At 71.9% G+C, this 25,419-nt stretch carries 34 protein-coding genes and 1 pseudogene; 4 read left to right on the top strand and 31 right to left on the bottom strand.

Going from position 1 to position 25,419, the window contains the following annotated elements; translation table 11 throughout:
* Positions 1-137: 137 nt before the first annotated feature.
* Positions 138-833 carry a DAPG hydrolase family protein gene (locus tag CKO43_RS18790; RefSeq protein ID WP_200379555.1) on the top strand — a complete coding sequence of 232 codons (696 nt, stop codon included), beginning with the start codon at positions 138-140 and terminating at the stop codon, positions 831-833.
* Between the two features lie 150 nt (positions 834-983).
* Here CKO43_RS18790 and CKO43_RS18785 read toward each other — a convergent pair whose 3' ends face one another.
* Positions 984-1,406, bottom strand: coding sequence for a DUF1810 domain-containing protein (locus CKO43_RS18785; protein ID WP_200230482.1), 423 nt, complete (start codon positions 1,404-1,406; stop codon positions 984-986).
* Between the two features lie 68 nt (positions 1,407-1,474).
* Positions 1,475-3,265, bottom strand: a complete 1,791-nt coding sequence (locus CKO43_RS18780) for an ATP-binding cassette domain-containing protein (RefSeq protein WP_207185124.1) — start codon at positions 3,263-3,265, stop codon at positions 1,475-1,477.
* A gap of 196 nt (positions 3,266-3,461) precedes the next feature.
* Between CKO43_RS18780 and CKO43_RS18775 the strand changes: the two genes are divergently transcribed.
* Positions 3,462-3,998, top strand: a complete 537-nt coding sequence (locus CKO43_RS18775) for a DUF3280 domain-containing protein (RefSeq protein WP_200379554.1) — start codon at positions 3,462-3,464, stop codon at positions 3,996-3,998.
* Here CKO43_RS18775 and CKO43_RS18770 read toward each other — a convergent pair.
* On the bottom strand, positions 3,986-4,519 hold the full coding sequence (locus CKO43_RS18770; RefSeq protein ID WP_242481235.1) for a hypothetical protein: 534 nt from the start codon (positions 4,517-4,519) through the stop codon (positions 3,986-3,988). The genes CKO43_RS18775 and CKO43_RS18770 overlap by 13 nt on opposite strands.
* A 41-nt stretch (positions 4,520-4,560) precedes the next feature.
* On the opposite strand from CKO43_RS18770, the gene CKO43_RS18765 reads away from it, so the two are divergent.
* On the top strand, positions 4,561-5,355 hold the full coding sequence (locus CKO43_RS18765; protein ID WP_200379553.1) for a DUF72 domain-containing protein: 795 nt from the start codon (positions 4,561-4,563) through the stop codon (positions 5,353-5,355).
* Positions 5,356-5,371: 16 nt separating this feature from the next.
* Here the strand turns inward: CKO43_RS18765 and CKO43_RS18760 are convergent, their stop codons facing one another.
* The 20 genes and pseudogenes from CKO43_RS18760 to CKO43_RS18665 all read right to left on the bottom strand — a co-directional run bounded on the left by CKO43_RS18760 (position 5,372) and on the right by CKO43_RS18665 (position 19,707).
* Positions 5,372-5,740: a VOC family protein gene (locus tag CKO43_RS18760; RefSeq protein WP_200230475.1), complete on the bottom strand. Its 369-nt coding sequence runs from the start codon at positions 5,738-5,740 to the stop codon at positions 5,372-5,374.
* 75 nt (positions 5,741-5,815) lie between these two features.
* Positions 5,816-6,718, bottom strand: coding sequence for a tetratricopeptide repeat protein (locus CKO43_RS25895; protein WP_242478037.1), 903 nt, complete (start codon positions 6,716-6,718; stop codon positions 5,816-5,818).
* Positions 6,719-6,777: 59 nt separating this feature from the next.
* A pseudogene (locus tag CKO43_RS25890) lies at positions 6,778-7,011 on the bottom strand (DUF72 domain-containing protein); the annotation flags it as partial.
* A gap of 32 nt (positions 7,012-7,043) precedes the next feature.
* The gene (locus CKO43_RS18745) at positions 7,044-7,256 is read right to left on the bottom strand and encodes a DUF3079 domain-containing protein (RefSeq protein WP_200379552.1); all 213 of its coding nucleotides are present in this window, start codon (positions 7,254-7,256) and stop codon (positions 7,044-7,046) included.
* A 75-nt stretch (positions 7,257-7,331) separates the two neighbouring features.
* Complete coding sequence (locus CKO43_RS18740) at positions 7,332-8,018, bottom strand: TetR/AcrR family transcriptional regulator (protein WP_200230472.1); 687 nt, start codon at positions 8,016-8,018, stop codon at positions 7,332-7,334.
* 247 nt (positions 8,019-8,265) lie between these two features.
* Complete coding sequence (locus CKO43_RS18735; protein ID WP_200230471.1) at positions 8,266-9,609, bottom strand: outer membrane beta-barrel protein; 1,344 nt, start codon at positions 9,607-9,609, stop codon at positions 8,266-8,268.
* Positions 9,610-10,186: 577 nt separating this feature from the next.
* The gene (locus tag CKO43_RS18730; RefSeq protein ID WP_200230470.1) at positions 10,187-11,089 is read right to left on the bottom strand and encodes a DAPG hydrolase family protein; all 903 of its coding nucleotides are present in this window, start codon (positions 11,087-11,089) and stop codon (positions 10,187-10,189) included.
* Positions 11,090-11,114: 25 nt separating this feature from the next.
* Positions 11,115-11,906, bottom strand: a complete 792-nt coding sequence (locus CKO43_RS18725) for an EthD domain-containing protein (RefSeq protein WP_200379551.1) — start codon at positions 11,904-11,906, stop codon at positions 11,115-11,117.
* Positions 11,907-12,228: 322 nt separating this feature from the next.
* Positions 12,229-12,957: an SIR2 family NAD-dependent protein deacylase gene (locus CKO43_RS18720; protein ID WP_200379550.1), complete on the bottom strand. Its 729-nt coding sequence runs from the start codon at positions 12,955-12,957 to the stop codon at positions 12,229-12,231.
* Between the two features lie 28 nt (positions 12,958-12,985).
* A complete protein-coding gene (locus tag CKO43_RS18715; RefSeq protein ID WP_200379549.1) occupies positions 12,986-13,510 on the bottom strand; it encodes a DUF523 domain-containing protein in 525 nt (174 codons plus the stop codon).
* A gap of 5 nt (positions 13,511-13,515) precedes the next feature.
* Positions 13,516-14,049 (bottom strand): GNAT family N-acetyltransferase, encoded by a 534-nt coding sequence (locus CKO43_RS18710; RefSeq protein WP_200379548.1) that lies wholly within the window; start codon positions 14,047-14,049, stop codon positions 13,516-13,518.
* Complete coding sequence (locus CKO43_RS18705; RefSeq protein ID WP_200230463.1) at positions 14,046-15,056, bottom strand: GNAT family N-acetyltransferase; 1,011 nt, start codon at positions 15,054-15,056, stop codon at positions 14,046-14,048. Before CKO43_RS18705 ends, CKO43_RS18710 begins: the two co-directional genes overlap by 4 nt.
* Before the next feature lie 9 nt (positions 15,057-15,065).
* Positions 15,066-15,452, bottom strand: coding sequence for a hypothetical protein (locus CKO43_RS18700; RefSeq protein ID WP_200230462.1), 387 nt, complete (start codon positions 15,450-15,452; stop codon positions 15,066-15,068).
* Positions 15,452-16,048 carry a GNAT family N-acetyltransferase gene (locus CKO43_RS18695; RefSeq protein ID WP_200379547.1) on the bottom strand — a complete coding sequence of 199 codons (597 nt, stop codon included), beginning with the start codon at positions 16,046-16,048 and terminating at the stop codon, positions 15,452-15,454. The genes CKO43_RS18700 and CKO43_RS18695 overlap by 1 nt, the downstream gene beginning before the upstream one ends.
* The gene (locus CKO43_RS18690) at positions 16,045-17,097 is read right to left on the bottom strand and encodes a histone deacetylase family protein (protein WP_200379546.1); all 1,053 of its coding nucleotides are present in this window, start codon (positions 17,095-17,097) and stop codon (positions 16,045-16,047) included. Before CKO43_RS18690 ends, CKO43_RS18695 begins: the two co-directional genes overlap by 4 nt.
* Positions 17,098-17,130: 33 nt before the next feature.
* Complete coding sequence (locus tag CKO43_RS18685; protein ID WP_200379545.1) at positions 17,131-17,550, bottom strand: nucleotide triphosphate diphosphatase NUDT15; 420 nt, start codon at positions 17,548-17,550, stop codon at positions 17,131-17,133.
* A complete protein-coding gene (locus CKO43_RS18680; RefSeq protein ID WP_200230457.1) occupies positions 17,547-17,993 on the bottom strand; it encodes a PACE efflux transporter in 447 nt (148 codons plus the stop codon). The genes CKO43_RS18685 and CKO43_RS18680 overlap by 4 nt, the downstream gene beginning before the upstream one ends.
* Before the next feature lie 4 nt (positions 17,994-17,997).
* Positions 17,998-18,456: a hypothetical protein gene (locus CKO43_RS18675; RefSeq protein ID WP_200230456.1), complete on the bottom strand. Its 459-nt coding sequence runs from the start codon at positions 18,454-18,456 to the stop codon at positions 17,998-18,000.
* Positions 18,457-18,560: 104 nt separating this feature from the next.
* Positions 18,561-19,172, bottom strand: a complete 612-nt coding sequence (locus CKO43_RS18670; RefSeq protein WP_200379544.1) for a class I SAM-dependent methyltransferase — start codon at positions 19,170-19,172, stop codon at positions 18,561-18,563.
* A 46-nt stretch (positions 19,173-19,218) separates the two neighbouring features.
* Positions 19,219-19,707, bottom strand: a complete 489-nt coding sequence (locus CKO43_RS18665) for a DUF2127 domain-containing protein (protein WP_200379543.1) — start codon at positions 19,705-19,707, stop codon at positions 19,219-19,221.
* A gap of 144 nt (positions 19,708-19,851) precedes the next feature.
* On the opposite strand from CKO43_RS18665, the gene CKO43_RS18660 reads away from it, so the two are divergent.
* Positions 19,852-20,349: a hypothetical protein gene (locus CKO43_RS18660; RefSeq protein WP_200379542.1), complete on the top strand. Its 498-nt coding sequence runs from the start codon at positions 19,852-19,854 to the stop codon at positions 20,347-20,349.
* Here CKO43_RS18660 and CKO43_RS18655 read toward each other — a convergent pair.
* From CKO43_RS18655 to CKO43_RS18620, 8 genes are all read right to left on the bottom strand, one after another.
* Complete coding sequence (locus tag CKO43_RS18655) at positions 20,346-20,813, bottom strand: NUDIX hydrolase (protein WP_200379541.1); 468 nt, start codon at positions 20,811-20,813, stop codon at positions 20,346-20,348. The two genes, CKO43_RS18660 and CKO43_RS18655, sit on opposite strands and share 4 nt — an antisense overlap.
* A gap of 36 nt (positions 20,814-20,849) precedes the next feature.
* Positions 20,850-21,230, bottom strand: coding sequence for a VOC family protein (locus tag CKO43_RS18650; protein ID WP_200379540.1), 381 nt, complete (start codon positions 21,228-21,230; stop codon positions 20,850-20,852).
* Between the two features lie 13 nt (positions 21,231-21,243).
* A complete protein-coding gene (locus CKO43_RS18645) occupies positions 21,244-21,801 on the bottom strand; it encodes a GNAT family N-acetyltransferase (protein ID WP_200379539.1) in 558 nt (185 codons plus the stop codon).
* Between the two features lie 107 nt (positions 21,802-21,908).
* Positions 21,909-22,853 carry a GNAT family N-acetyltransferase gene (locus tag CKO43_RS18640; protein WP_200379538.1) on the bottom strand — a complete coding sequence of 315 codons (945 nt, stop codon included), beginning with the start codon at positions 22,851-22,853 and terminating at the stop codon, positions 21,909-21,911.
* A 28-nt stretch (positions 22,854-22,881) separates the two neighbouring features.
* Positions 22,882-23,421, bottom strand: coding sequence for a P-loop NTPase family protein (locus tag CKO43_RS18635; protein WP_200379537.1), 540 nt, complete (start codon positions 23,419-23,421; stop codon positions 22,882-22,884).
* A 5-nt stretch (positions 23,422-23,426) separates the two neighbouring features.
* On the bottom strand, positions 23,427-24,296 hold the full coding sequence (locus tag CKO43_RS26440) for a GNAT family N-acetyltransferase (protein WP_431191965.1): 870 nt from the start codon (positions 24,294-24,296) through the stop codon (positions 23,427-23,429).
* Entirely contained in the window at positions 24,286-24,795 is a 510-nt protein-coding gene (locus CKO43_RS18625; RefSeq protein ID WP_200379536.1) for a GNAT family N-acetyltransferase, read from the bottom strand. Before CKO43_RS18625 ends, CKO43_RS26440 begins: the two co-directional genes overlap by 11 nt.
* A gap of 22 nt (positions 24,796-24,817) precedes the next feature.
* A partial coding sequence (locus tag CKO43_RS18620; protein ID WP_200379535.1) for an alpha/beta fold hydrolase occupies positions 24,818-25,419 on the bottom strand: 602 nt, incomplete at its 5' end.

The raw sequence follows: 25,419 nt of genomic DNA, 5'->3' as shown, positions 1-25,419 counted from the left end.
GCAGGCGGGGGCGTGAGGTCTGCGGGCATGGACTTCTTGTTGTCAGGAGCGGAGGAGATTATCCGACTTTTAAGAAACGTCTCACGTTTCTTTAATGTAGGATGGCGCTTCCTCATAGCCCCCGACCCAGGAAGACCATGAACGACAACGCCTTCGAACCCGACATCTCGCGCATCGACGAACTGCTGCAGATCACGCCGCTGCGGCTGGAGACGGGCATCTGCCGCCTGCCCAGCGGCTGCCTGGTGGTGGCCTGCCGCACCGACATGCACGGCTGCAGCGGCCGCATGCTGGACTGGTGGTTCAAGTTCTTCGAGACCACGCAGCACATCAACTGGTGGCACCCGCACGACCACCTCGAGCACCGCGGCTGGGACGCGCACTGGAAGAAGGGCGAGCGCTACATCGGCGCGTCCATCGAGGCCGTGGAGTCCCTGGCCGACATCCCGCCGGTGGCGGCGCGGCTCAAGTTCCACGAGCCACGCGAGTTGTTCGACCCGGCGCAACTGGAGCTGGCGTTTGCCGAGAAGCGCGCTTCGGCCGCCGTCTATGCGCGCATCGGCTTTGGCGATCACGTGCAGCTCGACGCCCAGGGCGACCCGCAGGACGGCGAGATGGTGCACCTGGCGCGCGACACGCCCTTTGGCTGCGTGCTGCGCAGCCGCTTCCTGCTGGGCCGCTCCTGCGCCGACCCCGCCACCGAGCTGCCTGACGCCCTCGGCCTGGGCCTGCTGCGCCATTGCTACACGGAGTTCAGCTATCTGTCGCGTTTCCTGCCTTCGCTCTACTACGGCGAGCACGGCAACGGCGAGGCGGCGCCGCTGCCCTGGTAGCGCGGCGTCGGCTTGCTCGCCGACCTTAGCCCGGCCGCCCGGTGTCCTTCGCCTGGCTGCGCGCCGCGGCGGGCGAGGGCGGCTGAGAGGGACCTACCGCGCGGAAGCTGTTGCCCCGTCGCAGGCTGCTGGGGTTCTGCTCGCCCCGCTTCAGAGCTGCTCGAGCGTCAGCGGGTCGCGGTGGCCCTCATAGAAGCGCTGGAGCAGTCGATCGAACAGCGGCTCTTCGGGCACGACCGCGCCGAACAGCGTCAGCGACGAACGCAGCTTCAGGTCGTCCGGGCTGCCGAAGATCTGCAGCGCCGACTTCCCGCCGGGTGCTGCCAGCAGCGCCTCGCAGCACTGGCGCAGGCGCGCACCGAGCACCGGGTGCTGCCAGTAGGCCAGCGCTTCCTCGCGGCCGTGCAGGCCGTACAGGCGCGCCATCGAGCTGCGCCCCAGGCTGGCCAGCTGCGGGAAGACGAACCACATCCAGTGCGTCGTCTTGCGGCCGCTCGTGATCTCGGCCAGCACGCGGTCCATGACGGCGTCCTGTGCGTCGACGAAACGTTGCAGATCGTGGCGGTCTTCCATCGTGTGCATCCCAGGGCAAGGCCCGGGCCCGAGGATGCAGCGCGGCCGGCGCGTCGCGTTGATGCGGGTCAAGCGGCGGGCGAGGCCACCGGCGCGACGTGTTCGCTGCCCATCAGCATCGCCGCGAACAGCGGCTGGCGCGCGCGCAACTCGACGACGGTGCCGACGTCGACGACACCGCCGCCGACCATGAACACCACGCGCTCGAACTGCGCCAGCAGCGACATGCGGTGCACCGCGGCGACGATGCAGGCGCCGGGGAAGGCCGCCGCCAGGCGCTGGTAGACGCGCTGCTCGGTCAGCGCGTCGAGCGCGCTCGTCGGTTCGTCCAGCAGCAGCAGCGAACTGGACTGCGCCGCCAGCACGCCGCGCGCCAGCGCCAGCCGCTGGCGCTGGCCGCCCGACAGGTTGAAGCCGCGTTCGGACATCGGCGTCTGCAGCCCGCGCGGCAGCGTCTGCAGCACGCCGTCGAGCACGCTCGCATGCACCGCCTGCGCCAGCGCCGCGGGTGCGACCTCGGCGCCGAGCGTGATGTTCTCGTGCATCGTCGCCTCGAAGACCTCGGCCTCCTGCGGGATCAGCGTCGCCAGTTCGGCCAGGTGGCGCCGGCCCGGCATCTCGGTGCCGTCGACGGCGACACGCCCGCCCTGCGCGGCGTAGAGCCCGGCGAGCACCCGCAGCAGCGTGCTCTTGCCCGAGCCGCTGGGCCCGACGAGCGCGATGCGTTCGCCGCGGCGCAGCGTCAGCGTCGCGCCGTGCAGGCCGCCGCGGTCCTTGCTCTCGTGGCGATAGGCCAGGCCCTGCAGCGTGATCGTCTGCCAGCGGCCGTCCGGCGCCGGGCCGGGCGCGGCCGGCTGCGGCGCCTCGCGCACCAGCGCGCCGCTGGCGAAGTGGGTGCGCATGCGCGCCAGGTTCTGGTAGTTGGCGGCGATCGAGCCGAGCACGCCCGAGGCCTGCTGCGCGTACTGATAGACCATGAACAGGCTGCCGATCAGCATCACGCCGCCTGCCGCCGGGGCCGCGCTCGTCAGCGCGTAGGCGACGACCAGGCCCCAGCTCAGCGCCAGGCCGAACAGGTCGACCGCGCACCACTTCCACTCGGTCAGCACGATGGCGCGCTGCAGCGGCACGAAGACCGCGGCCAGCCGCGTGTCCAGCAGGCGTTCGGTCGCCTGCTGCAGGCGCAGGCTGGCCAGCGCCGAGATGTTGCCGACGAAGTCCAGCAGCCGCGCCGCGTAGCGCCGCTCGGCCAGGTTCTCGGCGGTGGCCAGGCGCATCAGCGCGCGGTCGAAACGCAGGATCACGGCGCCGATGGTGACGAAGCCGACGATCGCCAGCATCCCGGTCTGGTGCGACAGCAGCCACAGTGCCGCCAGCGGCCCGGCGACGTTGATGATGTTCTGCAGGTAGATGAACTGGTTCTGGGTGAAGTCGCAGAGCGCGGTCGCGCTCATCGCGACGCGGTGCTGCAGGTCGCCCGAATGGTGGCGGTCGTGCCAGGCCAGCGGTGCGTGCACCAGGCGCGTGTACATCGCCGCCGCGACGCTGCGGCGCACACGCACCGCGACCGAACGCTCCATCACGCGCGCCGGGCCGTGCAGCAGCCAGATCAGCAGGCTCAGGCCCAGGATCGCGGCGATCCAGAGCCCGGCTTCGCTCAGCCCGGCGCGGCCCTGCGTCTGCAGCGTGTCGATCGCCTTGGCCGCGAGCCAGGGCATGCCCAGCTTCAGCAGCTGCGAGCCGGAGAGCATCGCCAGCGCCGTGACCAGGCGGGCGCGGGCCCCGTGCGCGTGCGCCCACAGGTGCTGGTACATCTCCCCGATAGCAGCCGGCGGGGCCGGCGTCAGGACATCGTTCATGCCGCGTTGGATGGCGGGGGTGTTTCCCCAAGCGGCGACTGTAGGGAGCGCGCGAAGGCGGGCACAGTCGGGGCGGCGCGGCCTGCGCTGTCCGAATCCGTCTGACAGGAATCACGCGACGCAGTCGCGGGTCAACGCCAGTGGTGCCGGCTCCGGGGCCGCCGGATGATGGGGCGAGACCCACCACCCCCAGCCGATGCACCACCTGCTCCTGTCCTGGGCCGCCGCCGCGCTGCTGGCCGTGGCCGCAAGCGCGTCGCCGGCGCCGCCCGCGGCGCCGGCCCTCGTCGTGCTCGACGTCGAGATCGTCGACGAACACCACAACCCGGCGACGCTGGCCGACCAGCAGCGCCGTCTCGCCGAAGCCGGCGTGCAGCTGCGCCGCGAACTGGCCGACGCCGGCGTCTACCGCGTCGTCGACAGCGCGCCGGCGGCGGCGCTGGTCGAGCGCCTGCGTTCGCAGCAGGAGTACCTCTACCGCTGCGACGACTGCGCCGACCAGGTCGGCCGTGCGCTCGGCGCCCGGCTCGTGATGACGGCCTGGGTGCAGAAGGTCAGCGAGCTGATCCTCAACGTCAACCTGCAGATCCGCGACGTCGACACCGGGCGCCTGGTGCTGGCGAAGTCGGCCGACATGCGCGGCAACCGCGACGAGTCCTGGCGCCGCGCGCTGCATTTCCTGGTGCGCGACATCGCCGAGAAGCGCGCCCGCGACCCGGGCTACGGCCTCTGAGCTGCGCTCGCGCTGATGCTGCCGGCGGCCGGGCAGGACGAGGCCAGGCGCCAGCCCTTCAGGAAAGCGCGGCGCGCGGCACCGGCGGTGACGGCGGCGGCGACGTCGCGCGAATGGCGCTCGGCACCGGTGAGCTTGCGCACCCAGCCTCGGAACGGGATCACGTCTTCGGCGGTGCGGCGCACGGCGCCGATGGCGGCGTCGCCCGCGGCGTCGCTGCCGCGTTCGATCAGGCCGCGTTCGGCGCCGGGCGGGGCGTCCAGGTCGGGGCCGAGCGCCTCGTCCAGGGCGGCGATCTCGGCCGCCGTGGCTTCGCAGCCGGCCGCCTCCGGCAGCCGGTACGGCGCCTTGTGTGCGGCTCGCAGCACCTCGGGGATCTTGGCGCGCACGACGTTCAGGTCGTGCAGCGGCGCGGTCGCGGCTTCGCCGGCGCGGCCGACTTCGGAGCTGGCACAGGCGCCCAGCAGCGCGGCGGCGGCGACCGCCATCAGGCAACGCATCATCGGGATACGGTCAGGCATGGAGATCGCCGGAGTATCGCCGCGAGCCGAGGAGCACAAACATGAACGCCACCATCCGCGTCGGCATCGGCGGCTGGGTCTACGAACCCTGGCGCCAGACCTTCTACCCATCCGGCCTGCCGGCGGCGCAGGCGCTGGCCTACGCCAGCCGGCGGCTGGATGCGATCGAGGTCAACGGCACGTTCTACCGCCTGCAGCATCCCTCGACCTTCGCCGCCTGGCGCGACGAGACGCCCGAGGGCTTCGTCTTCGCGCTGAAGGCACCGCGTTTCGCGACCTACCGCCGCGACCTGGGCGAGGTCGGCGAGGCGGCCGCTCGTTTCGTCGCCAGCGGCATTGCCGAGCTCGGCGCCAAACTCGGGCCGCTGCTGTGGCAGCTGGCGCCGAACAAACGTTTCGACGCTGCAGAAGTGCAGGTCTTCGTGCAGGCGCTGCCGCGCGAAGCCGGCGGCCGGCCGCTGCGCCACGTGCTCGAGCCGCGCCACGAGAGCTTTCGCTGCGCCGAGTACGTCGAGCTCGCACGCCGGCTCGGCCTGGCGACGGTGTTCACCGACTCCGACGAACACCCGTCGTTTGCCGACCCGAGCGGCGATTTCGTCTACGCCCGGCTGATGCGCACGCAGTCCGACGAGCCCGAGGGCGTGCCGGCGCCGGCATTGGACGCGCTTGCCGCCTGCGCGCGCGCCTGGCGCGACGGCGGCGAACCCGAAGGCCTGCCGCGGGTGCTGCCGCCACCGCCGGCTTCTGCGGCGCGCGACGTCTATCTGTTCTTCATCGCCGGCGCCAAGGAGCGTGCCCCGGCGGCGGCGATGGCGCTGCGTTCGCGCCTGGCCTGACCGGCCGCGGTGCCGCTCAGGCCGGGCGGTGGATCACCGCCTCGACGTTGTGGCCGTCGGGGCCGATGGCGAAGGCCGCGTAGTAGTTCGGGTGGTAGTGCGGCCGCAGCCCCGGGCCGCCGTTGTCACGCGCACCGGCGGCCAGCGCCGCGGCGTGGAAGGCGTCGACCTGCTCCCGGCTCTCGGCGACGAAGGCCAGGTGCAGCGGTGCCGGCGCCGTGCTCGCCGGGGACAGCCAGAGCGACGGTTTGCCGTCGCGGCCCAGCCCGACGCTGCCGTCGGGGCCGCGCATCACCAGCTCGATGCGCAGCGGCGCCAGTGCCGCGAGGAAGAAGGCGGTGCCGGCGTCCAGGTCGCGGACGCCGATGCCGATGTGGTCGAACATGAATACTCCCGTTCGCGGCAAAGGCCGCGGCGCGGCGATGCTAGGACGATGCGCCGCCGCGTACGTGCCGCGCCGTCAAGGCGACAGCAAACGCCGGCGCGCCGCCACCGCGGCTGCGGCACCGGCGTCGCCGCGCGCGAGGTGGATCGCCTCCAGTTCCTCGAGCACGTCGGCGTCGGGCCGGCCGGCGGCCAGCGCCTCGGCGTCGAGGCTGGTCTGGATCGCCAGCGCCTCGTCCAGCCGGCCGGCTTCGCGCAGCGCCCAGCCCAGCGCCATGCGCGCCGAGGCGACACGCTGCGGCTGGCCGCGTGCCAGGCGCAGCGCGAGCGCGGCGCGGAACTGCGCCACGGCTTCGTCGTGGCGGCCGAGCTCGCGCAGCGAGTGGCCGAGGTTGTTGCGCAGCGAAGCCTCCCAGGCGCGTGCGGCGGGCCGCGGCGAAGCCAGCGCCAGGTCCAGCGCCTGCTGCGTCCAGCGCAGCGCGTCGGCGGGGGCGCGGTCGACGAAAGCCATCATGTGCAGCGCGTCGACCGCGAGTTCGTCGAGCCCGGCGGCGCGCGCCTGCGCGGCGGCGGCGAGGTAGTCGGCGCGCGCGCCGTCCAGCGCCTGCGGCGTCAGCGCCGCCTCGCCGTGGACGGGGGATGCCAGCGTGCGGCCGCGTTCGAGGTGCCAGCGCACCCGTGCCTCGGCGCCGGCGCGGGCCAGCGCCGGCTCGATCGCCGCCAGCTCGGCGCGCGCGGCGTCGAAGTCGCCGCGCAGCCCCAGGGTGCGCGCGATCTGGGTGCGCAGGATCAGCCTGTCGTCGCCCTGCGCCGTCTCGAGCGCGGCGCGAAAGCGCTGCTCGCTCGCCTGCGGGTCGGCGAAGTTCCAGAGCGGCGCGACATCCAGTGCCGCGGCGGGCAGCACGAACGCGGCCAGGCCGGCGGCGGCGAAGGCCTGGCGCCAGCGGCGCCGGACCGGGCTGAAGGCGGCGGTCTCCATCGCGTGCTCTCCCGTGTGGGCGGCGTGGTCGCCGACGGCGCGATTCTCGCTGCGCCCCGGTAGCGCGGCCTCTTCACCGCGAAGACGAAACCCGGCGGCGTCGCCTCGCGCCAGGCGCAGTAGGAAGCTGGCGACTGCAGCGAGTAGAACGAGCCGTTGATTCCGATCGTCGGCAGCTGGCGCGACGCGAACGCCAGTTCCTCGCGCTGCACCAGCCCGGGCGGGTAGAAGACGCTGCGCCAGGGCGCGTAGCGCCAGCCCGAGATGCCGATGCGGATGCTGCCGGGGTCCATCGTCAGCCGGCGGCAAGCGCCGTTCCGCGTCGTCAGGGCTCGGTCGCGGGGGGCTCGTCGGCGGCTGCGGTCTCGCTGCCCGGCGGCACCCAGTCGTGCCAGTCGGGGCCGAAGAACTCGACCGGGTGCTGGGTGCGTTCGGAGCCGTTGCCGCAGACGAGTTCGTCGGCGGCGCAGTAGCGGTCGCAGCCCCAGCAGGTGCGTTCAGGGTGCGGCGGGTTGATCGGGTAACGTTTGGTGGCCATGCGCGGGGGCGCCAGCCGGGAGCACGGCGCCAGGCCAGTGTCGCCGCGCATTTCGCGACGTGGTTTTGAGTTCCGTCAGGCTGATGGGGGCGCGCCAGGACGCCGCTGCTCGGGGCAGTAGGCGGCGAGGATGGTGTCCACCGCGATCGCCACCTTGCCTGCGACCTCGGCCGGGCTGGGCCGGTCGGTCGGGTTCAGCAGCGAGTTGATGACCGGCAGGCCCAGACACAGCGAGCAGAAGCTGTCGGCGGCGTTTTCGGCCCGCGTGGCGTCGAAGCCCGGTTGCGACTCGAGGTAGCTCTTCAGCAGAAAGGTCGCGCGCAGCGGCCCGGAGCGCAGCAGCTTCAGCGCGAGTTCGGGGAACTCCGCGGCTTCCTCGACCAGGGTCCTGAACAGGGCGCCCATGCGCGGGTGGTACATCGTGGCGAACAAGGTGTGTCCGAAGGCCGTCATCACTTCGACCAGGCCGGCGCCGCCCGACAGCTGGCTGCTGAACACCTGCTCCACCTGCTCGATCTGGTGCTCGATGACCGCGCCGAACAGCTCGCCCTTGGTGGCAAAACGCGCGTACAGCGTGCCCTTGGAGCCGCCGAGCCGGGCGATGATGTCGGAGATCTTGGTGTTGCGGTAGCCGTTCTCCAGGAAGACCTCGGCCGCGATCTCCAGCAGTTCCGCCGACTTGTGTTCCGCCTCGGCGACGGTCGGCCGACCCGGGCGACGGGCTCGTCGTGGGCTGGCGTTCTTCGGCGGGGAGGGTTCCATCTCGGTCTCGGGAAGTCCATGCGCGCTGCGACGCCGGCGTGCGACATGGCGTCGCGCATGAACAACCTGACGGCGGAACCCGGCACCGCGACGGCGCATGGGCGTCCGGGCCGGAGGCGGAGCCTGTGGTGGACGACTTCGTCCAGGCTCCATTCCGGCGGAATTGTATCGGCAGCCTCGTGGCGGCCTTCCCCGGCCGCAGCCCGGGCGATAAGCCCGGAGGCGGCGGCCAGGGCCGGCGGCAGCGTCAGAAGTAGATCCGCGCGTCGACCGACAGCGTGGTCTGCTGCTGCTTGGTGTGATCGCCGAAGGCCTTGAGGGCGCCGCGATCGGTCTGCCAGTCGTAACGGAGCTCCGGCCGCAGTACGACGTTCGGTGTCAGCGTGTACGAGATGCCGGTGGTGACGCCGTGGAAGCGGCCACGGGCCATCGTGTTGGGGAAGGTCGCAATGCCCCGGGTGTCGTTGAAGACCTCGGCGCGAATGCCCGCGGTCATCTGCGGCGACAAGCGGTAGCGCATGCCGGCATTGACCCCGTAATAGGCACCGCCCTTGTAGTACGGGCCGTCGAAGAGGTCGACGGTGTCGGCCTTGCCGTCGGCGTCCTGGCGGCCGCGCAGGTACTCGACGTGCATGCCCAGCGCTTCGCTGGCGTTGTAGAGCAGCGTCAGCGAGTGGTGCTGGCGGTTCTGGTCTCGCGGCGAACTCACGCGATGGAACGGCATCTGCGTCGGATAACCGGGCTCGGTCTGCTCGGCGCCGGTCATGAAGCCGTAGTCGACGCGCCAGCGCATGTCCATGCTGCGCCAGCGCAGCGCGCCGATGACGCTCTTGTCGTTGTTGTTGTCCTGCCAGTTGGCGCGGCCGTTGACGACGCCGAGTTCCGCGATGGCCATGCCGTGTTCGCCGCGCATCACGTTGGCCGAGGCGAGCGCGCCGACGGCTTCGATCGGCTGCGAGGCGAAGGCATAGGTCCGCGAGTAGAACTGGCTCGGGTCGTAGGCGCCAGTGGTCGGCAGGAGGTGGCCGATACCGGTCATGAAGCGGCCGATCGTCAGCACCATGCCGTCGCCGTAGGGGGCGTAGATCTGGGCGTAAAGGTTGGCGAAACCGAGGTAATTCTGGCGCGACTTGCCGTTCGGATCGTCGCTCGGCGGGCGGTTGATGCCCCAGTCGGCATCGAATCCATTGACCAGGGTGTGGATGCCGTCACGGCCATAGACCATGTCCATGCGCATGCCCCAATCCCATTCTTTCGTGGTCGGGCCGGGGATCGGGCCCATTCGCGACAGGAGATTGGATTTCAGGCGCCGTTCCAGCGTCCATTGGACACGATTGAATTGCAATCCTTCGTCTGCCGGGCCGACCATCGGCCCGGTGCTGTTGGCCCCCGTGGCGGAGTCGTGGCTGGTGTTGCTGTTCGTCGAGAAGCCCAGCCAGACAAAACCGGAGGAGGAAATGCCGGTGTGCGGCTCGGGGTTCTCGAACATGCGATAGGGTTTGCTCCCGCCGCCCTCCGCCTGGGCTGCGGCTGCGACCGCGGTCAATGTCACGCCGAAGACGGCGCGTCGAATACTGGCGTTCATGATCATCTACCTCTTGCTTCGTGCTTTTTGATGCCGTCGTCGCTGTTCGACCCCGTTTCCGGGGCTGCGGGCGGGCGATCTTTCGGCTGCTTCGCCGTTCTCCTGCTGCGCTTGCCGATAGTTCTCGGTGGGTTTTCGCAAGCTGGATGACGGCTCTTTCCCGCGGTTCCAGCCAGTGCCGGCGCTGCCGCCAGATACCCGCTGGTCGATTTCATGGATCTCTTTCTGAGCAAGCGCCCGCACCTATTTGAAAGGTGGCGCAGGCCGCCAATGAAAATCTGCCGATCCAACGGATGGTGGTCTTCGGGAGTCGCAGAAGACGCCAAGCAGAGGTATCGTTCTGGCGGGTACGATATTGCGCGAATGGCGCTCTATCGCGCTTTAAATGTCAGGCGTTGACATTTGAAATTTGAGCGGCGGCAAGCTCGAAGGCGGCGATTGGTGTTATATGCAGCTGAGCAGGAGGCAAAAAAAAAGGCTGCGGAACGCAGCAGCGTTCCACAGCCTGTTAATTGCCCTAGAAGGGGCGCTTAACGACCTGTTCGAATCTCCGGCAGGATCTGCCGGAATATCCCGAGGAGGCTCAAGCGAGCATTTTTCCGCCGAGTTCCGTGTAGATTCTCGGAAGGAACTGCGCGTAGCGCGTGAACTCGCTCACGTTGTGTCGTGCGAGGCCCTGCACGCTTTCCGCCGGGACGCGCACGCCAGGCGGCAGCGTCAGTTCGGGGCGCTTGCCGACGAGGCGGTAGCCCATCCAGAAGCGGGTGCGGTGCTCCAGCCCCTGGGGCGTCTCGCGGAAGATGTGGCACATCATCGCCGGCGCCGTGACGCTGTCGTCGGTCTTGTTCACCGACACCGCCCAGCCCTGGCCGCAGGCCACCGTGGCGACGGCCGGGCGCTTCCAGCGCGCCATGTCGAAGCCGAAGTCCTCGGGCGACTTGAAGTGGATGTCCACGTTGTCCATGCCGCAGTTGCAGTTCTCGGTAACGTGGTGCGTGACGCCCCAGTTGCGCTGCGACATCGGGATCGACTCGTCGAGCAGGCGCTTGCGGTTCTCGGGGCTGACCATGATCCCGGCGTGCTGCGGCGGGTACCAGATGCGGTAGCGCAGGTCCTCCAGCGGGTGCCAGGCGAACCACCAGTCGATCATGTCGGCGGTGACGTCCGGGTACACCGACTTGTTGGCGATGAAGCCCGCGCCGTTGCGCAGGATGCACCAGCCGGCCTCGACCTCCAGGTAGCCCGGGTCGAGCAGGCGGTTCATGTCCTCGGGGAGCAGTGCCTTGTCGGGATCGCAGGGCTGGTCCATCACCGCCATGGCCTTGGGATCGGGCTGCGGGATCTCGTCGAAGAGATATTTCGCGAAGGGCCGCGCGCGTTCTTCCTTGGTCAGTTCGAGGAGCGAGGCCTTGACCTTGGTGTGGGCGAGATACTCCGTGTAGGTCTGCTGCACGGCGAGCTCCCGCAGAGTTTCGCTGGTTGCCATTTCTTGATACTCCGTTGAGTGGCCCTCAGGCCGCCGGGCGATAACCGTCGGTGTCGCGGATGATGACGATCTGCTTGGTCATCAGGAAGAACGACTTCGACCAGTTGACGAACTTGCGCGAGGACTTCTGCAGTGCCTCGTGGTATTCGCGGAAGGCGCCTGCCTGTTCCATCGTGTCGTACCAGTGGCAGGACACCAGGTTGTAGATCGGTGGGTTCACCTGCTTGAAGTGCTTGCGCGCCGCGGCGTCGTTGTCGTTCAGACGCAAACGCCAGTTGGCTTGGCAGCGGCGGAGCTGGCTCTTGGCGTACGGAGCCTTTTCCAGCGTTTCGTCGTGGGCTTCGCGCCAGTACTTCTGGAAGTCCTCGGGATAGATGCTGTCGGCACGCATGACGAAATGCATGACCTTCATCCCGCCCTGGTTCTGAAGTCCCGCCAGGCCGGCGTTGAACGACGGCGTCGGACAGGCCACCGGAATTTCTTCCTCTTCGGCCATGACGGTGATGCTGTTGCATTCGTCGGCGAAGAACTGGCCGTCCGGGCCCACCGGCGTCGGTTCCTTCGGTTCGAGCGCGTTGATCATGTCCGGGAAGGTGTCGAACATCAGTTCGACGACGGCGTCGCGATCCGCGATCTGCTGGTGCGTCGAATCCTGCAGCGTCCCGAACGCGCTGTCGATGACGTGGTTCTGGATATAAGTGCGGAGCGACGAGCGATGTTCCCGGGCAAGCGTGCCGTGATAGAACTCGATATAGCGTTGGTAGTCCGCTCTCGTCAGGCCGGGCCGTCTACGCGAGGCGGCGATTAGTTTCAGCATGTCATTTCACCTCATGAATGAAGGCCGAGCTCTATTTGGTTAGCAGCTAAGGCCGATTTCGCAAATCGTACTGCTGGGAACGATTGGCGAGGCCATCGTATGCCTGTTGCATCGCGGGGTCAACACGCTTTCGCAAGTCAGAGTTGCTCCAATGCGAAGGCGCGTTGCCCCGCGTCATGCGCCGCAGCGCTTGACGAGTGCGTGGGGGAGACGTGCCCGGGGTGACACGGCGCCCGACGGGGTGCCCGAAAGCGCGGCGCAGCGCGCAGCCTCCGGGCGCCGAGGCCGGAGGCTGCGCCCAGGCGCCGCTATGCGCTCGCGCTCAGGCGGTGCCCAGCCAGCGCGGCAGCAGTTCCTCGGCCGGGCCGAGCAACTCCTCGGCGAAAGCCGGGTGGCGCGGGCGCATGGGCTCGAGGTTGAGGTAGACGGTGTGGGCGCCGGCGTAGCGCGCGGCGCGCACGAACTCGGCCGCCGGGGTCACGGTGCCCGAGGTGCCGACGGCGATGAAGAGGTCGCAGTCCTGCAGCGCCTGCTGCACGTGGCTCAGCGCCTGCATCGGCAGCATCTCGCCGAAGAGCACGATGTCCGGCCGCAACACGCCGCCACAGAGCCGGCAGCGCGGCACGCCGGCGGCGTAGCTGGCGTCGTCGGCGAAGGGTTCCAGCGTGCAGCCTTCTTCGCTGCAGCGGGTGGTGCGCAGGTTGCCGTGCAGTTCGACGACGCGGCGGCTGCCGGCCTGCTGGTGCAGGCCGTCGATGTTCTGCGTGATCAGCAGGAAGTCCTGCTCGGGCTGCAGCCTCGCCTCGAACTGCGCCAGCGCCCGGTGACCGGCGTTCGGCCGTGCTGCGGCGACCGGTTCGCGCATCGCGCCGAACAGCGCCCAGGTGCGCTGCGGCCGGGCCCACAAGGTGGCGACATGGCCACATTCGGCGACCTGGGCGTCGTCCCAGATACCACCCGGGCCGCGGAAGGTGCGCAGCCCGGAGGCCGCCGAGATGCCGGCGCCGGTGAGAACGACGATGCGGCGGTAGCGGGTGAAGTCGAACGCCATGCGGCGATTGTCCGCCCGCTGCGCGGCGCTACGAGTCGGGCGCCGCAGAGTCGGCGTCGTGCGCCTGAAGCCAGCGCTGCGCGGCCTCGATCTCGGTCTCGGCGAAGACCACGAGCCCGGCGGCTGCCAGCCGCGCGGCGGCGACACCCCGGCCCGGCACCGTCGCCCCGGCGAAACGGCCGTCGTGCACGCAGCGGCTGCCGCAGGACGGGCTGGCGTCCTTCAGCAGCGCCGCGACCGCGCCGGCGTCACGGGCGGCCTGCCAGGCGGCCTCGGCTCCGGCGACGAAGGCGGCGCTCAGGTCGGTGCCGTCGCGCGTGACGACCCGGGCGCGGCCGGCCAGCACGGCGGCGGCGTCGGCGCCGGCTTCGATCTCGGCCGCCGGGCGCGGCACCGGCAGGCCGGCGGCGCACTCGGGGCAGAAGCCGACGATGCGGCCCTCGGCCTGCCATTGGCGCAGCACCGCCGCGTCCAGCCGTTTGTGGCTGCCGTCCCAGCGCACCGCCTCGCCCAGCAGGCAGGCGCTGACGAGCACGCGGGCCGGCGCCGGCATCCGGGTCAGCCGGCGCGCAGCCGGGCGTAGAGCACGGCGTCGGTGAGTTCGCCGTCCTTGCAGATGCTGCGTCGCAGCACGCCTTCGCGTTCGAAACCGGCCTTCTCCAGCACCCGCATCGACGCCGGGTTCCAGGCATAGACCCGCGCCTGCAGCCGCTGCCAGCGCGGCAGCGCCAGCGCGTGCGCGGCGAGTGCACGCGCCGCGGCCGTCGCCAGGCCACGGCCCCAGACGGCATGGCCCAGCCAGTAACCGAAGTCGGCGGTGTGTTGGTCGACCGGGTCTTCGAGCGCGATCAGGCCGATGCCGCCGACGGCCTCGCCCTGCCAGTCGATCGCCAGGTGCAGGCTGGGGCCGGGCTCGGCGGCGTAGTCGATCCAGCTGTCGGCGTCTTGCGCCGTGTAGGGATGCGGGAAACGCTCGGTCAGGTTGCGCCAGACGCGGCGGTCGTCGCCGTGGCGCACCAGCGCGGGGGCGTCGCCGTGACGCCAGGGGCGCAGCACGCAGCCGGGGATCTCGGTGGCGATGAAAGCACTCATGCGAGCGATTGTCCGGGCGCTGCGGCGTAGATCAGCGTCGGCACGCCGTCGTCCTCGTCCCGGCGGGCGACTTCCTGCAGCCCCGCCTTGGAGAGCACGCGCCGCGACGCATGGTTGGGTTCGGCGACGGTGGCGATGACGGGGCCCAGCCCACGCGCCGCGGCCCAGCCGAGCAGGCCTTGCAGCGCCTCGCTCGCCAGCCCCTGGCCCCAGTGCTGGCGCGCGAGTGCGTACTTCGCTTCCGGCTCAATCTGGCCGCCAGGGTGCACCAGGCCGCAGAAGCCGATGACGCCGCTGCCGTCGCGCGCCTCGAGCGCAAACATGCCGTGGCCGCGCGTGGCGTAGTTGATTGCGGTGACGCGGCGCCAGGCCTCGCATTCGGCGGCCGTGATCGCGCGGCCGTCGCCGGCCCAGCGCATCGCGTCGGCGTCGCCGTAGACGGCCTGCAGCGCCACCACGTCCTCGGGCCGCCAGCGCCGGCAGCGCAGGCGCGCGGTCTCGTACAGCGTGGGCGTGGACGCCTGCGGCACCGCGCAGGCCATGTATCGCACCTCGAACGGCTGGTGCTCGAAGCGGCGCGTCACGCCGGCGACGAAACCCAGGCGCGCGTACCAGTGCTCCAGCTCGGCGTGCGCGGCAATGATGCCGATGCTGACGCGGGGCGTGCCGTAGTTCGCCGCGACTTCGAGCACGGCGCGGGTCAGCGCCTCGCCGATGCCGCGCCGGCGCCAGGCCGGCAGCACCGACAGCCGGTTCAGGTGCAGGCTCTCGCCATCGGCCGGGAAGTCGACCGCGACGCAGCCGACGGTCTCGCCGGCTACGCGTGCGACCAGGTAGCGCTGGCCGCGTTCGGCTTCGTCGGCCAGCCACTGCGGCGTGCACGACGACGGGTGGTTCGGGCAGTTGTCGGCGTTCAGGCCGAAACGTTCGGCGACGTCGCGGTGCGAGGCCGCGATCAGCGCGGCGAGCCGGCCGTGTTCGGCGGCGGTGGCGGGCAACAGTTTCATCAAGGTCCTTCAGCGGCCCATGCGCTGGCGGCGTTCGGCCGGGTCGATGACGACGCGGTCCAGCCAGACGATGAAGCGGCGGGTGCGCAGGTCCTGCGCGCGGGTGATTTCGGTGCGCAGCGTGTGCGCCTCGATGCGTTCGACTTCGTCGTCCTCGTCGCGGCGCAGGCCGCGAGGGTGGCGGTGGCGCAGCGACGGAAAGGCCGGCAGCTCGGGCACGACGCGGCGCACATGGTCCAGCCGCAGCCAGCGTTCGGCGCCGTCGCCTTCGACGATGTCGATCGGGATCTGGCGGAACTCGTGGTGGCGACCGGCCAGGTCGCGCCAGGCGCGATTGCGCATCTTGCCCCAGACCCAGAGCACGGCCTCGATGACGGCGGCGCCGAGCAGGCGCATCACGGCAGCGTCGATCCCGGCTGGTCGCGGGGCACGCGTTCCAGGTAGTCGGCGACGCCGGCTTCGCCCAGGCACTTGAGCATCGCCGTCGTCGTGCGCAGGCTGCCGTCGGCAGCCTCGACAGGGCGGGTGCGCAGCACGGTGTAGCCGCAGCGGCGCCAGAAACGTTCGGCGCGGGTGTTGCCGACGACGACACCCAGGCGCAGCCAGCGTGCGCCTTCACGCCTGGCCCAGGCTTCGAAGGCCGCGTGCAGTTCCGCCGCGGCGCCGCTGCCGCGCAGCGGCTGGTCGATCAGGAAGAGCGCGGTGTGCCAGCAGCCGGGGGTGCCGAGGTCGGCGACGATCAGCAGCACGCCCGCCAGGCGGCCGTCGGGCTCGAAGGCGCCGGCGACCCAGTGCCGGGTCCAGCCCAGGTGATCCGGCGGCTGCTCGGCGAAGAGTTCGGCGGCTTCGTCCGGCCCGGGCGGCAGGCCGCCGACCGTCAGGTAGAAGTCGGCGTTGGCCTCCAGCAGCGCCTGCAGCGCCGGCACTTCGTCGGCCGCGAGCGCGCGTACCGCCAGCCGCGGCGTGGCGAACAGAAACGGCGGCGCGTTCATCGCGCCGCGGCCTCGAAACCTTCGAGCACGTTGACGACGTTGGTGCCCATCGCCGCGACCGCGTAGCCACCTTCGAGCGTGAACACCGTCGGCAGCCCGGCGCCGGCGATGTCGGCGCCGAGCTGCAGGTAGTCGCCGCTGGCGAGGCGGAAACGCGAGATCGGGTCGCCTTCGTAGGTGTCGACACCGAGCGCGACGACGAGCGCGTCGGGCGCGAAGGCGGCGATGCGCGCCAGCGCCGTGGCCAGCGCCGCGCGCCAGTGGGCGAAGTCGGTTCCGGCCGGCAGCGGCAGGTTGAGGTTGAAACCGAGCCCGGCGCCGGCACCGGTCTCGTCGGCGTGGCCGAGGTAGAACGGGTATTCGGTGCGCGGGTCGCCGTGGATCGACAGCGTCAGCACGTCGGCGCGTTCGTAGAACAGGCTCTGGGTGCCGTTGCCGTGGTGGTAGTCGACGTCGAGCACGGCGACGCGGCGCGCACCCTGCTCGCGCAGCGCCTGCGCCGCGACCGCGGCGTTGTTGACGAAGCAGTAGCCGCCGAAGAAGTCGGCGCCGGCGTGGTGGCCGGGCGGGCGTGTCAGCGCCACCGCGGCTCGCGGCGCGCCGCTGCCGGCCAGCGAAAACGCTGCCGCCGCCGCGCACGCGGCACCGGCTTCGGCCGCGGCCCAGGTTCCTTCGGTCAGCGGCGTGCCGGCGTCGAACGAATACAGCCCCAGCCGGGCGGCGAAGTTGGCCGGCTCCAGGTCGGCGCGAAAACCGCGCACCGGCCAGACCGAGGGCAGCGCGTCGAGTGCGGCGTTGGCGGGGTCCAGCGCCACCCACTGCTGCCAGGCGGTCTCGAGGAACCGCAGGTAGCGCGGTGCATGCACCGCTTCCAGCAGCGCACGCGCCACCGGCGGCGCTTCACGGATCTCGCCCAGCGGCCGGCGCGCCAGTTCGGCCAGCACGTGCTCCAGCCGCGCCGGCACCTCGTGGCAGGGCACGAGCCTGCCGCGGTACATCTCCTGGCGGCCCGAGTGGCCGGCGTGGCGGGGGTTGGCGTAGATCAGCATGACAGCGGGCGCGCGGGTGGCGGGGCCACGATGCTAAGCCCCGGGTGGCCGCCAGCCCGAGGCGTAGACGCTGGCCGCCGGTGCGAACAGCGGCTGCGGCAGGGCATCCCATTCGAACCAGCGCCACTCGGCGCAGCGCTCGGGCTCCATCGCCTGCGGCTCGCCCGCGGCCGCCGGCACGACGGTGATCAGCGTCACGTAGTGGCGGCCGATGTCGGGGAAGACGTTGTTCACCCAGGTGGCGGCCAGCACCTCGCCGGCGACGAGGCCGGTTTCTTCCAGCAGCTCGCGGCGTGCGCAGTCTTCGGGCGTCTCGCCGAACTCGAGGTGGCCGCCGGGCGGTGCCCAGGTGCCGCCGCCGTGGGCCCCCAGCCGCCGGCCGAGCAGCACGCGCCCGGCGCGCACGACGATGACGCCGACGCCGACACGCGGAGATTCGTCCGGGGTGTTCATCGAGCGGCGCCTCCTCGCGCCGATTCGGGCAGCCCGAACACGCGGTCGAATGCCCAGGTGAAGAGCACCGTGTAGACGAGGAAGAAGAGCAGCAGCGCCAGGTCGGCGAGCAGCGCCGCCCACAGCGTGGTGTCCAGCCACCAGGCCATCACCGGCACCAGGATCAGCGCCAGCCCGCCTTCGAAACCCAGGCCGTGCAGCGCGCGCACGCGCCAGGGGCGGCCGACGATGCCGCGGCGCTGTTCCCAGCGCTCGAAGACGGCGTTGAAGCCGTAGTTCCAGGCCAGCGCGATCGAGGACATCAGCAGCGCGAGCACGAAGGACGACCCCGCCGGCTCGTCGAAAGCCAGCGCCAGCACCGGGCCGACGACGGCGATGGCGATGGCCTCGTAGAGCAGCGCCTGAACGATGCGCCGCGTGCGCGGCGCCAGCGTTGCCGGCATCGGTTCAGCGCCCGGACAGCGCGCGCTGGAATCGCTCGCGGTCCAGGAAAGGCACGAAACCCTGCAGCGACTGCGTCACCGCGGCGTTGGTCGTCAGCTCCATGAAGGCGACCCGGCCCAAGGTCTCGAAGGCCTTGCCCATCGCGTCCGGGCCTTCGCTGCGCACCATCGCGCGCACCTCGTCGACGCAGCGTTCGGTCAGCAGCTGCATCACCAGCGTGGCGACGCGGCGCTGGCTGTCCTCGGCCGCGCCCGGGCCGACGGCGGCCAGGTCGGCGATACCCGGGTGCGCGGCCATCGCGATGAAGATCCAGCGCGTCAGGTCCTTGCGTTCCTTGCCGGTGGTGTTGTCGGCCATGCAGGTCGACACGGCGTCCAGCGCCGGGCCGGCGGCGGCGGGCAGGGCCAGCGTGCCGGCCAGCAGAAGCGCCGCGGCGGCGCGGGCAGCAGGAAGGAGGTTCATCGCGTTGCGTCGGGTTGGCGAACGCGAGCCCGGTGCCGACCACCGGCTCCGGCGGCTGCGACCGCGGCGCGCAGGATAGCGGGTGCCGGCCGGCCGGGCACGCCTCAGGCCGCGCGCGCGAGCAGCGCGTAGCGGCCCTTGTCGCGGCCGGGCGTCGGCAGGTTGAGGAACTCGCCGTGTTCGACGGCAAAACCTTCGGCCGCGAGCAGCGCACGCGCCGCCTCGGGCGGGTGCGAGTCGTAGAAGAACGGGTGGCCGAACATCGTGTCGGTGAAGGCCGGGTGCTCGGAGCCACCGACCGTCAGCAGGAAGCCGCCGCCGGGTGCCAGCCCCGCGCGCACCCGGCGCACGACGCCCGCGTGTTCGGCGCGTGGCAGGTGGAACAGCGAGTCCCAGGCGACGGCAGCGGCGAAGACGCCCTCGGGCACGAAGTCCTCCAGCCGCGACAGCAGCCAGTCGTGGCCCGGCAGCCGGGCCCTGGCCCGGGCCAGCATCGCCTCGCACTGGTCGACGCCGGTGATCCGCAGCCCGCGTGCCGCCAGCGCCTGGGCCACCGGGCGGCCTGTGCCGCAGCCGAGGTCGAGCACACGCGCGCCGGGCGCCACGCCCTCGAGCAGCCGCTCGATCAGCCGGGTTTCGGCGGCGCCCGAGGCCGTGCGCGCGTCATCCCAGTCGGCGGCGATGGCTTCGTAGGAGCGGCGGTTCAGGTCCTGCATGGGCGCGAGCCTAGCGTGGCGGCGGCGCGGCTGCGCGGCGTCGTCTTCAGCGGCGCACGCGGCGGGCGCGCAGCGCCTGCACCATCACCGCGACGACGGCGAGGTTGACCGTGAGCACCGCCAGCCCCAGCGGCGTCGTCCGGTGCAGCAGCTCGGCCAGCTCGATCGGCACGTAGATGGCGCCGCCGAGTGCCGCCAGCCACTCGGCCCAGGCGCGTTCCCGGTACAGGCCCCAGGCCTCGACCAGGCGCAGCGCGGCATAGGCCAGCGCGCCGGCCGCCAGCCACAGCAGGCGCGGCGTCTGCAGGTGCGAGGCGGCGTCGACCAGGATCTGCGGGTAGTGCGAAGCCGGGTTCAGGTGCGAGTAGCGCACCAGCCGGGCCGCCAGCGCGCCCAGGTCGGCGTGCAGCAGCGACAGCAGCCCGGTCGCGGCCAGCAGCACGACGACCCCTTTGGCCGCTTCGACGGCGGCGATCGTGCGCAGCGCACGGCGTGCGCCGGCGCTGTGGGGCGTGTCGGGCGGTGGCGCGGGCATGGCGCATTCTGCGCAGCGGACGCCGCCGATGTTGCGCTGCATCACGCCCGACCCCGCCTGACGCACGCCTGTCACGAACGGATACGAATCGGTGCCGATACTGCGCCGCCAGGGGCTGGTGTCGCCGGCCGTGCAGGGACGGGGATGGAACGCAGAGCACGCCCGCGCTGGCGCAAGACCGATCTGGCGCGGCGCCTGCTGGCCGAACGCTCGCCGATGGCGCCGGCGCTGCGCATGTGGCTGATCACCGTCGATGGCCGGCGCGACGAGGCCGAACTCGCTGCGCTGGCGCAGGGCCTGGGGCTGGACGGCGCCGCCGTGATCGCACGCTGCGCCGCCGACGGCTGGCTCGACGACCGGCCCGAAGGCGCGGCCGTTGCCGCGGCGCCGGCCGAGCCGGTGCCCGCCCAGCGCCGGCTGGCGGCGGCGCGCATGTTCGCGATCGACCTGGCGGCGCGCATGCTCGCCGGGCGCGAAGGCGACCTGCGCGAACACTGGCGCGAGGTCGACGACATGGCTTCGTTCGAACGCTGGATGGCACGCTGCGCCGAACGCATTGCCGGCTGCGCCGGCCCGGAGCGTGCCGGCGTCTTCGTCGAGCGCGTGGTGCAGGTGCTGGGCGAGCCGCTGGCGCCGGGTTAGCCGCCGCCCGCCGGCCGGACGTCCGGGGCGTCCTCGTCCCAGCCGAACTCGGAGTAGGTCTGGCCGGCCGCCACACACGCGAGCGCGTGGCGCACGTAGGGCACCATCGCCTGCGGCAGGGCGTCCAGCGGGTACCAGGCGAGTTCGCTGCACTTGTGCGGCTCGCGGTTCTCGGGCTCGCCCTGCCAGCGCTCGGCGGCGAAGAACATCGACATGCGCTCCTCCTCGCTGCGGCGGTGGATCAGGTGCACCAGCCGCAGGTCTTCGGGCGCGATCACCAGGCCGGCTTCTTCCAGCGCTTCGCGCGCCATTGCCGTGCGTGCGGGCTCGCCACCGTCGACGTGGCCGGCGACCAGGCTGTACTGGCCGTCGGCGTAGCCGGTGTTGGCGCGCTGCAGCAGCAGGATGCGGCCGGCGCGCACGAGAACGAGGTGGACTTCGGGGATCAGGCGGAACCGTGACATGCACCAACGCTAACCGATGGCGCGCCGCCGCCGCGTTCAGGCTGCAGCCGGGCGCGGCAGATTCTGGGCGATGCGCCAGAGCACGCCGCCCGGGTCGAACAGCGTGAAGTCGCGCATCGCCCAGGGCCTGTCCTCGGGCGTGCCGACGTCGACGCCGAACCGCTCGGCGACGCCGCTGGCCAGCACCATCGCATGCCAGGCGCCGACGTCCTCGACCAGCAGGTGCATCTGGTAGTTCGCGGCGAAGCCCGGCGCGTCGAAAGCCTGCAGCAGGAAGCTGCAGTCGCCATGGTGCAGGTAGGCCAGTTCGCCGTCCGACCACGGCACCTCGAAGCCGAGCGCGCGGTAGAAGTCGAGCGAGCGCTGCAGCTCGCGCGCCGGCACGAAGGCCTTGATCTCGACGGTTTGCAAGTTCATCGCCGGCAGCTTTTCAGCCCAGGGTGATGCGGTAACGCAGCCCGGGTTTGCTGCCGAACTGCGGCGGTTTGGTGAAGCGTTCCACGAGCCCGCCGCCATTGGCTTCGATGACACGCCGCGAACCGAGGTTGTCGGGGTCGGTCGTGATCTCGACCCAGGGCAGGCCGACGGCGCGGGCCTGCGGCAGCATCTGCCGCAGCGCCTCGGTGGCGTGGCCCAGGCGGCGTTTCCAGGGCACGACGGCGTAGCCGATGTGGCCCAGGCAGTGCGGCGGCAGCTCGGCCGTGCCGCGCTGCCAGCGCAGGCCGATGACGCCGCAGAACTCGCCGTCCCACATCCACAGCCTGAATCCCGGCAGGCGCGCGACGCGGCTGCCGTCGGGCAACGCCACCGGCGCGCCGCGGCCCTCGCGGTCGTCCAGGCTGTCGACGAAGGCGCCCGGAGCACGCCGGATGGCCTCGAGTTCCTCTTGCGCGGCCTCGGCGCCGCGCTCGGTGTCGGCCGACCAGCCGGCGGCGAGCGCGGCGCTGTAGCCGGGCAGCAGGTCCAGGGTGGGGCGTCGCAGTTCCATCGAGGTCGGCGCGGGCGCTGAGTTCGGCTGCGGCCGAGCATAGCCGGGCGGCCTCGGCCTGCGGCTCCTCGGCCCGTGTTCGTGGGGACCTCGCCGCGCGGCGTCGCTCAGGCGTCGCCGCGGCACCAGGCGTAGAGCGCGCTGTCGCGCGGCCCGCCGCCGATGTTGGGGCGCAGCGCGGCCTGGCGCATCACGCCTTCGAGCTGCAGGCCCAGGCGCTCCAGCAGCCGGCGCGAGCGCCGGTTCTCAGCGTCGGCGGTGGCCCAGATGCGGTGCATCGCCGGCTGCGTCCGCAGCCAGCCGAGCACGGCGCCGGCGGCGTCGAAAGCCAGGCCGCGGCCCCAGTGCGGGTGCCCGACGAAATAGCCGAAGTCGGCCTCGTGGCCACGCGGGCGGCAGGAGATCGTGCCGACGACCCGGCCGCCGGCACGTTCGACGATGGCCCACTGGAACTCGCGCCCCGCGTCCCAGCGGCGCACCGCGTCGCGCAGGTGCCGGGCGACGTCTTCGGGGCCGGCGGGCCGCGGCCAGTCGAGGAAACGCATGACCTCGGCGTCGTTCGCGGCGGCGAACAGCGCCGCGGCGTCGGCCTCGCTCACGCGGCGCAGCCTCACCGCAGCGCCGGCGTCCAGTTCGGCGGGTGGCAGCGTGGACGGCACAAGCGCGTCTTCGTGCGGCGCGACGAGCTCGACCTTCAGTCGGTCCGGGTCCTCGCAGTACAGCGCGTAGTAGCCGGGGCCGCCGGCATAGGGGTAGCGGTCCTCGTAGAGCAGCGGATGGCCGGCGGCACGGGCCCAGTCGCGCAGCGTGTCGACCTGTTCACGCGAGCGGGCGTGGAAGGCGAGGTGGTTCAGGCCGATGCGGCGGCGGTGGTAGCCGGCGGCGAGGTGTTCGGCCGGCGCCTGCAGGAAACACAGGTAGCTGTCGCCGTGCAGGTAGTTGACGCCGCCGGACCAGGGTTCGACCTTCCAGCCCAGCTGCTGCATCAGCGGGGTCCAGAAAGCGGTCGATCGTTGCAGGTCGCCGACGTAGAGCTCGACGTGGTGCAGCATGTTCTCCCTCGTGCGGTTGCGCGCAGGCCTAACCCGGGACCGCGGCGCAGCCCTGCTCGCGCAGGAACTCGCGCGCCTGCCGCGGCGTGTGCAGCTCGTGCCACTGCAGCTGCGCCCAGCGCGGGTCGGCCTGCAGCTCGCGGTACTTCACGCGGTTCTTCGCATAGGTGTTGAACGACCACAGCAGGATGCTCTGGCGCGACAGGAAGGCCTTGCGCAAGCTCTCGCGGTTGCCGGCCCACAGCGGCTGCCGGCCGGCCACGCGCACGACGGTGCGGCGCAGGATGCGCGACCAGACGACGTGGCGGCCGTAGTTCAGCCAGACGACGTGGGTCGCGCGTGGCCACAGCACGCCGCGCGCGACGCTGTAGTTGCCGTCGGCGACCCAGGACTCGCCCGCTGCGGCCCGGGCGACACGTTCGCGGAAGTCGTCCGGGTCGCGTGGCTTCCAGCCCGGCAGCCAGTACAGCGAGTCGAGTTCGATGTGCCCGATGCCGCGCCGGCGCGCCAGCTCGGCGGCGAAGGTGGTCTTGCCGGCGCCGCTGGTGCCGAGGACGAGGCAGCGCATGGCGATCAGCCGGGCGCCGCCGGGGCGGTGGTGGCGATCGACAGCAGCTTCAGTTCCTGGCGCTCGACCGCCTGCATCCTGCGCCAGAACGCCTGCCCCTCGGCGTTGTCGGCGAAGACCAGCAGATGGCACTTGCCGATGCCTTCGGTGGCGAGCGCCTGCAGCCCGGCGTGCAGCAGCGCACGCCCCAGGCCGCGCCGCCGTGCCGTCGCCGCCACCGTCAGGTGGTGGATCAGCCCGCGGCGGCCGTCGTGGCCGCAGAGGATGGTGCCGACGAGCGCCGGCCCGTCGAAGGCGACGAAGCTGAGCCCCGGATTACGGCGCACGAAAGCCGCCAAAGCCTCGGGCCGGTCGGCGTCGCTGAGACCCACGCCCGGCGTGTCGCGCCACAGCGCCAGCGCCGCGTCCAGGTGGCGTGCGTCAAAGGTGGTGATGGCGGCGACGTGCGCGGGCTGCGGCGCCAACCGGTCGATCGCCTTGCACACCGCCTCCAGCCGATGGCCGTCGGGGTCGACGACGAAGGCGGCGTAGTAGTCGTCGCCGTAATCGGGCCGCCAGCCTGGCGCGCCGTTGTCGCGGCCGCCGTGCGCCAGGGCGGCGGCGTGGAAGGCGGCGACGCGCTCGTGGGTCGCGGCGCCGAAGGCGATGTGCTGGCCGGGGATGTCGGCGGCGGGCCGGGCGACCTGCTTGAGCGCCAGCAGGTCGCCGCCGCCGGCCGGGCCGTAGCCGATGGCCTGCTCGGTCTCGCCCGGGCGGATGTCGCTCCAGACCCGGGTGTGGCCGAGCACGCCGAGCACGGCGTCGTAGAAACGCGCCGAGCGTTCGACGTCGGCGACCCCGAGGGACAGGTGGTGGAACATCGCGTCAGCCGCCACGGCGGTGGAAGACGAGGTCGCCGTCGTCGTAGCTGCGCAGCGCCGGCGCCACGCCCGGCGGCACCGGCTCGTAGCCGGCGCGGCGCAGCAGCGCCTGGCAGCGGCGGTTGGCCGGCAGCGTGGTGGCCCAGAAGTCGAGATCGCCGGCTTCCTGGCGCAGCGCCTCGTGCAGCCAGGCCAGACCCTCGCTCGCGTAGCCGCAGCCCCAGACCGAAGGCGCGAACAGGAAGGCGACTTCGGCGAGGTGGCCGACGACGGTGGCTTCGAGCCGGCCCAGCATCACGCGCGAGTCGGCATGGCGCACGAGGTAGTGGAACCAGCGTTCGCTGGCGCGGGCGGGCGGCGGCCCGGCGAGCGCCCATTCCAGAGCGATGCGGAACTCGGCTTCGGACGGCACGCTGCCGCCGATGTGTTCGTAGACCGCGGGATGGCGCAGCACGGCGCCGAGTTCGGCCAGGTGCTGCGGGCGCAGCGGGCTGATGCGAAGGCGCGAAGGCATCGGCCGATTCTGCCGGCTCGTGTCACCGCGGCGCGGTCGCGGCGGCGACGAAACGCAGCAGCGCCGGCGCAAGTGCGTCCGCCAGCGGCAGCGTCGGGTCGCCGTAGGACGCGATCTGGCGCGCCGGATCGGCCGGCACCGCCTTCAGCACGTGGTTCATGCCGGCGATCACGGCCAGCTCGCAGGCCGGCTGCGCCGCTTTCAGCGCCTGGGCGTCGGCCAGGCCGACCTGAATGTCGGTGTCGCCCTGGACGACGAGGCAGGGCCGCTGCAGCCGGGCGATCGAGTCGGCCGGCGTGTGGCGGAACCACGAGATCAGGTAGGGCTGCACGCTGGGCCGGTACAGCGCCATCAGCGCCGGCGGAACGTCGGTCGCCAGGCGTCCGGCTTCGAGCGCGGCGAGCGCGGCCTCGCTCTGCGCCGCCAGCTCCGGCGGCAGCCGCCCGGCCAGCTGGCGCCGCAGCACCGCGGCCGCCGGCTGCGCCGGCCCGGCGATCGAGACGTAGGCCGCCACCGGCGCGCGCAAGGCGGCGAGCAGGCCGATCGTCGCGCCTTCGCTGTGGCCGACGATGACGACGGCGCCGGCAGCGACGAGTCCAGCCTGCGTTTCGACGACTACGTCGA

Source organism: Rubrivivax gelatinosus, from assembly GCF_016583785.1.
GTDB lineage: Bacteria > Pseudomonadota > Gammaproteobacteria > Burkholderiales > Burkholderiaceae_C > Rubrivivax > Rubrivivax gelatinosus_B.
Note: the sequence above shows the minus strand (reverse complement) of the source record. Positions and strands in the feature narration are given on the sequence as shown.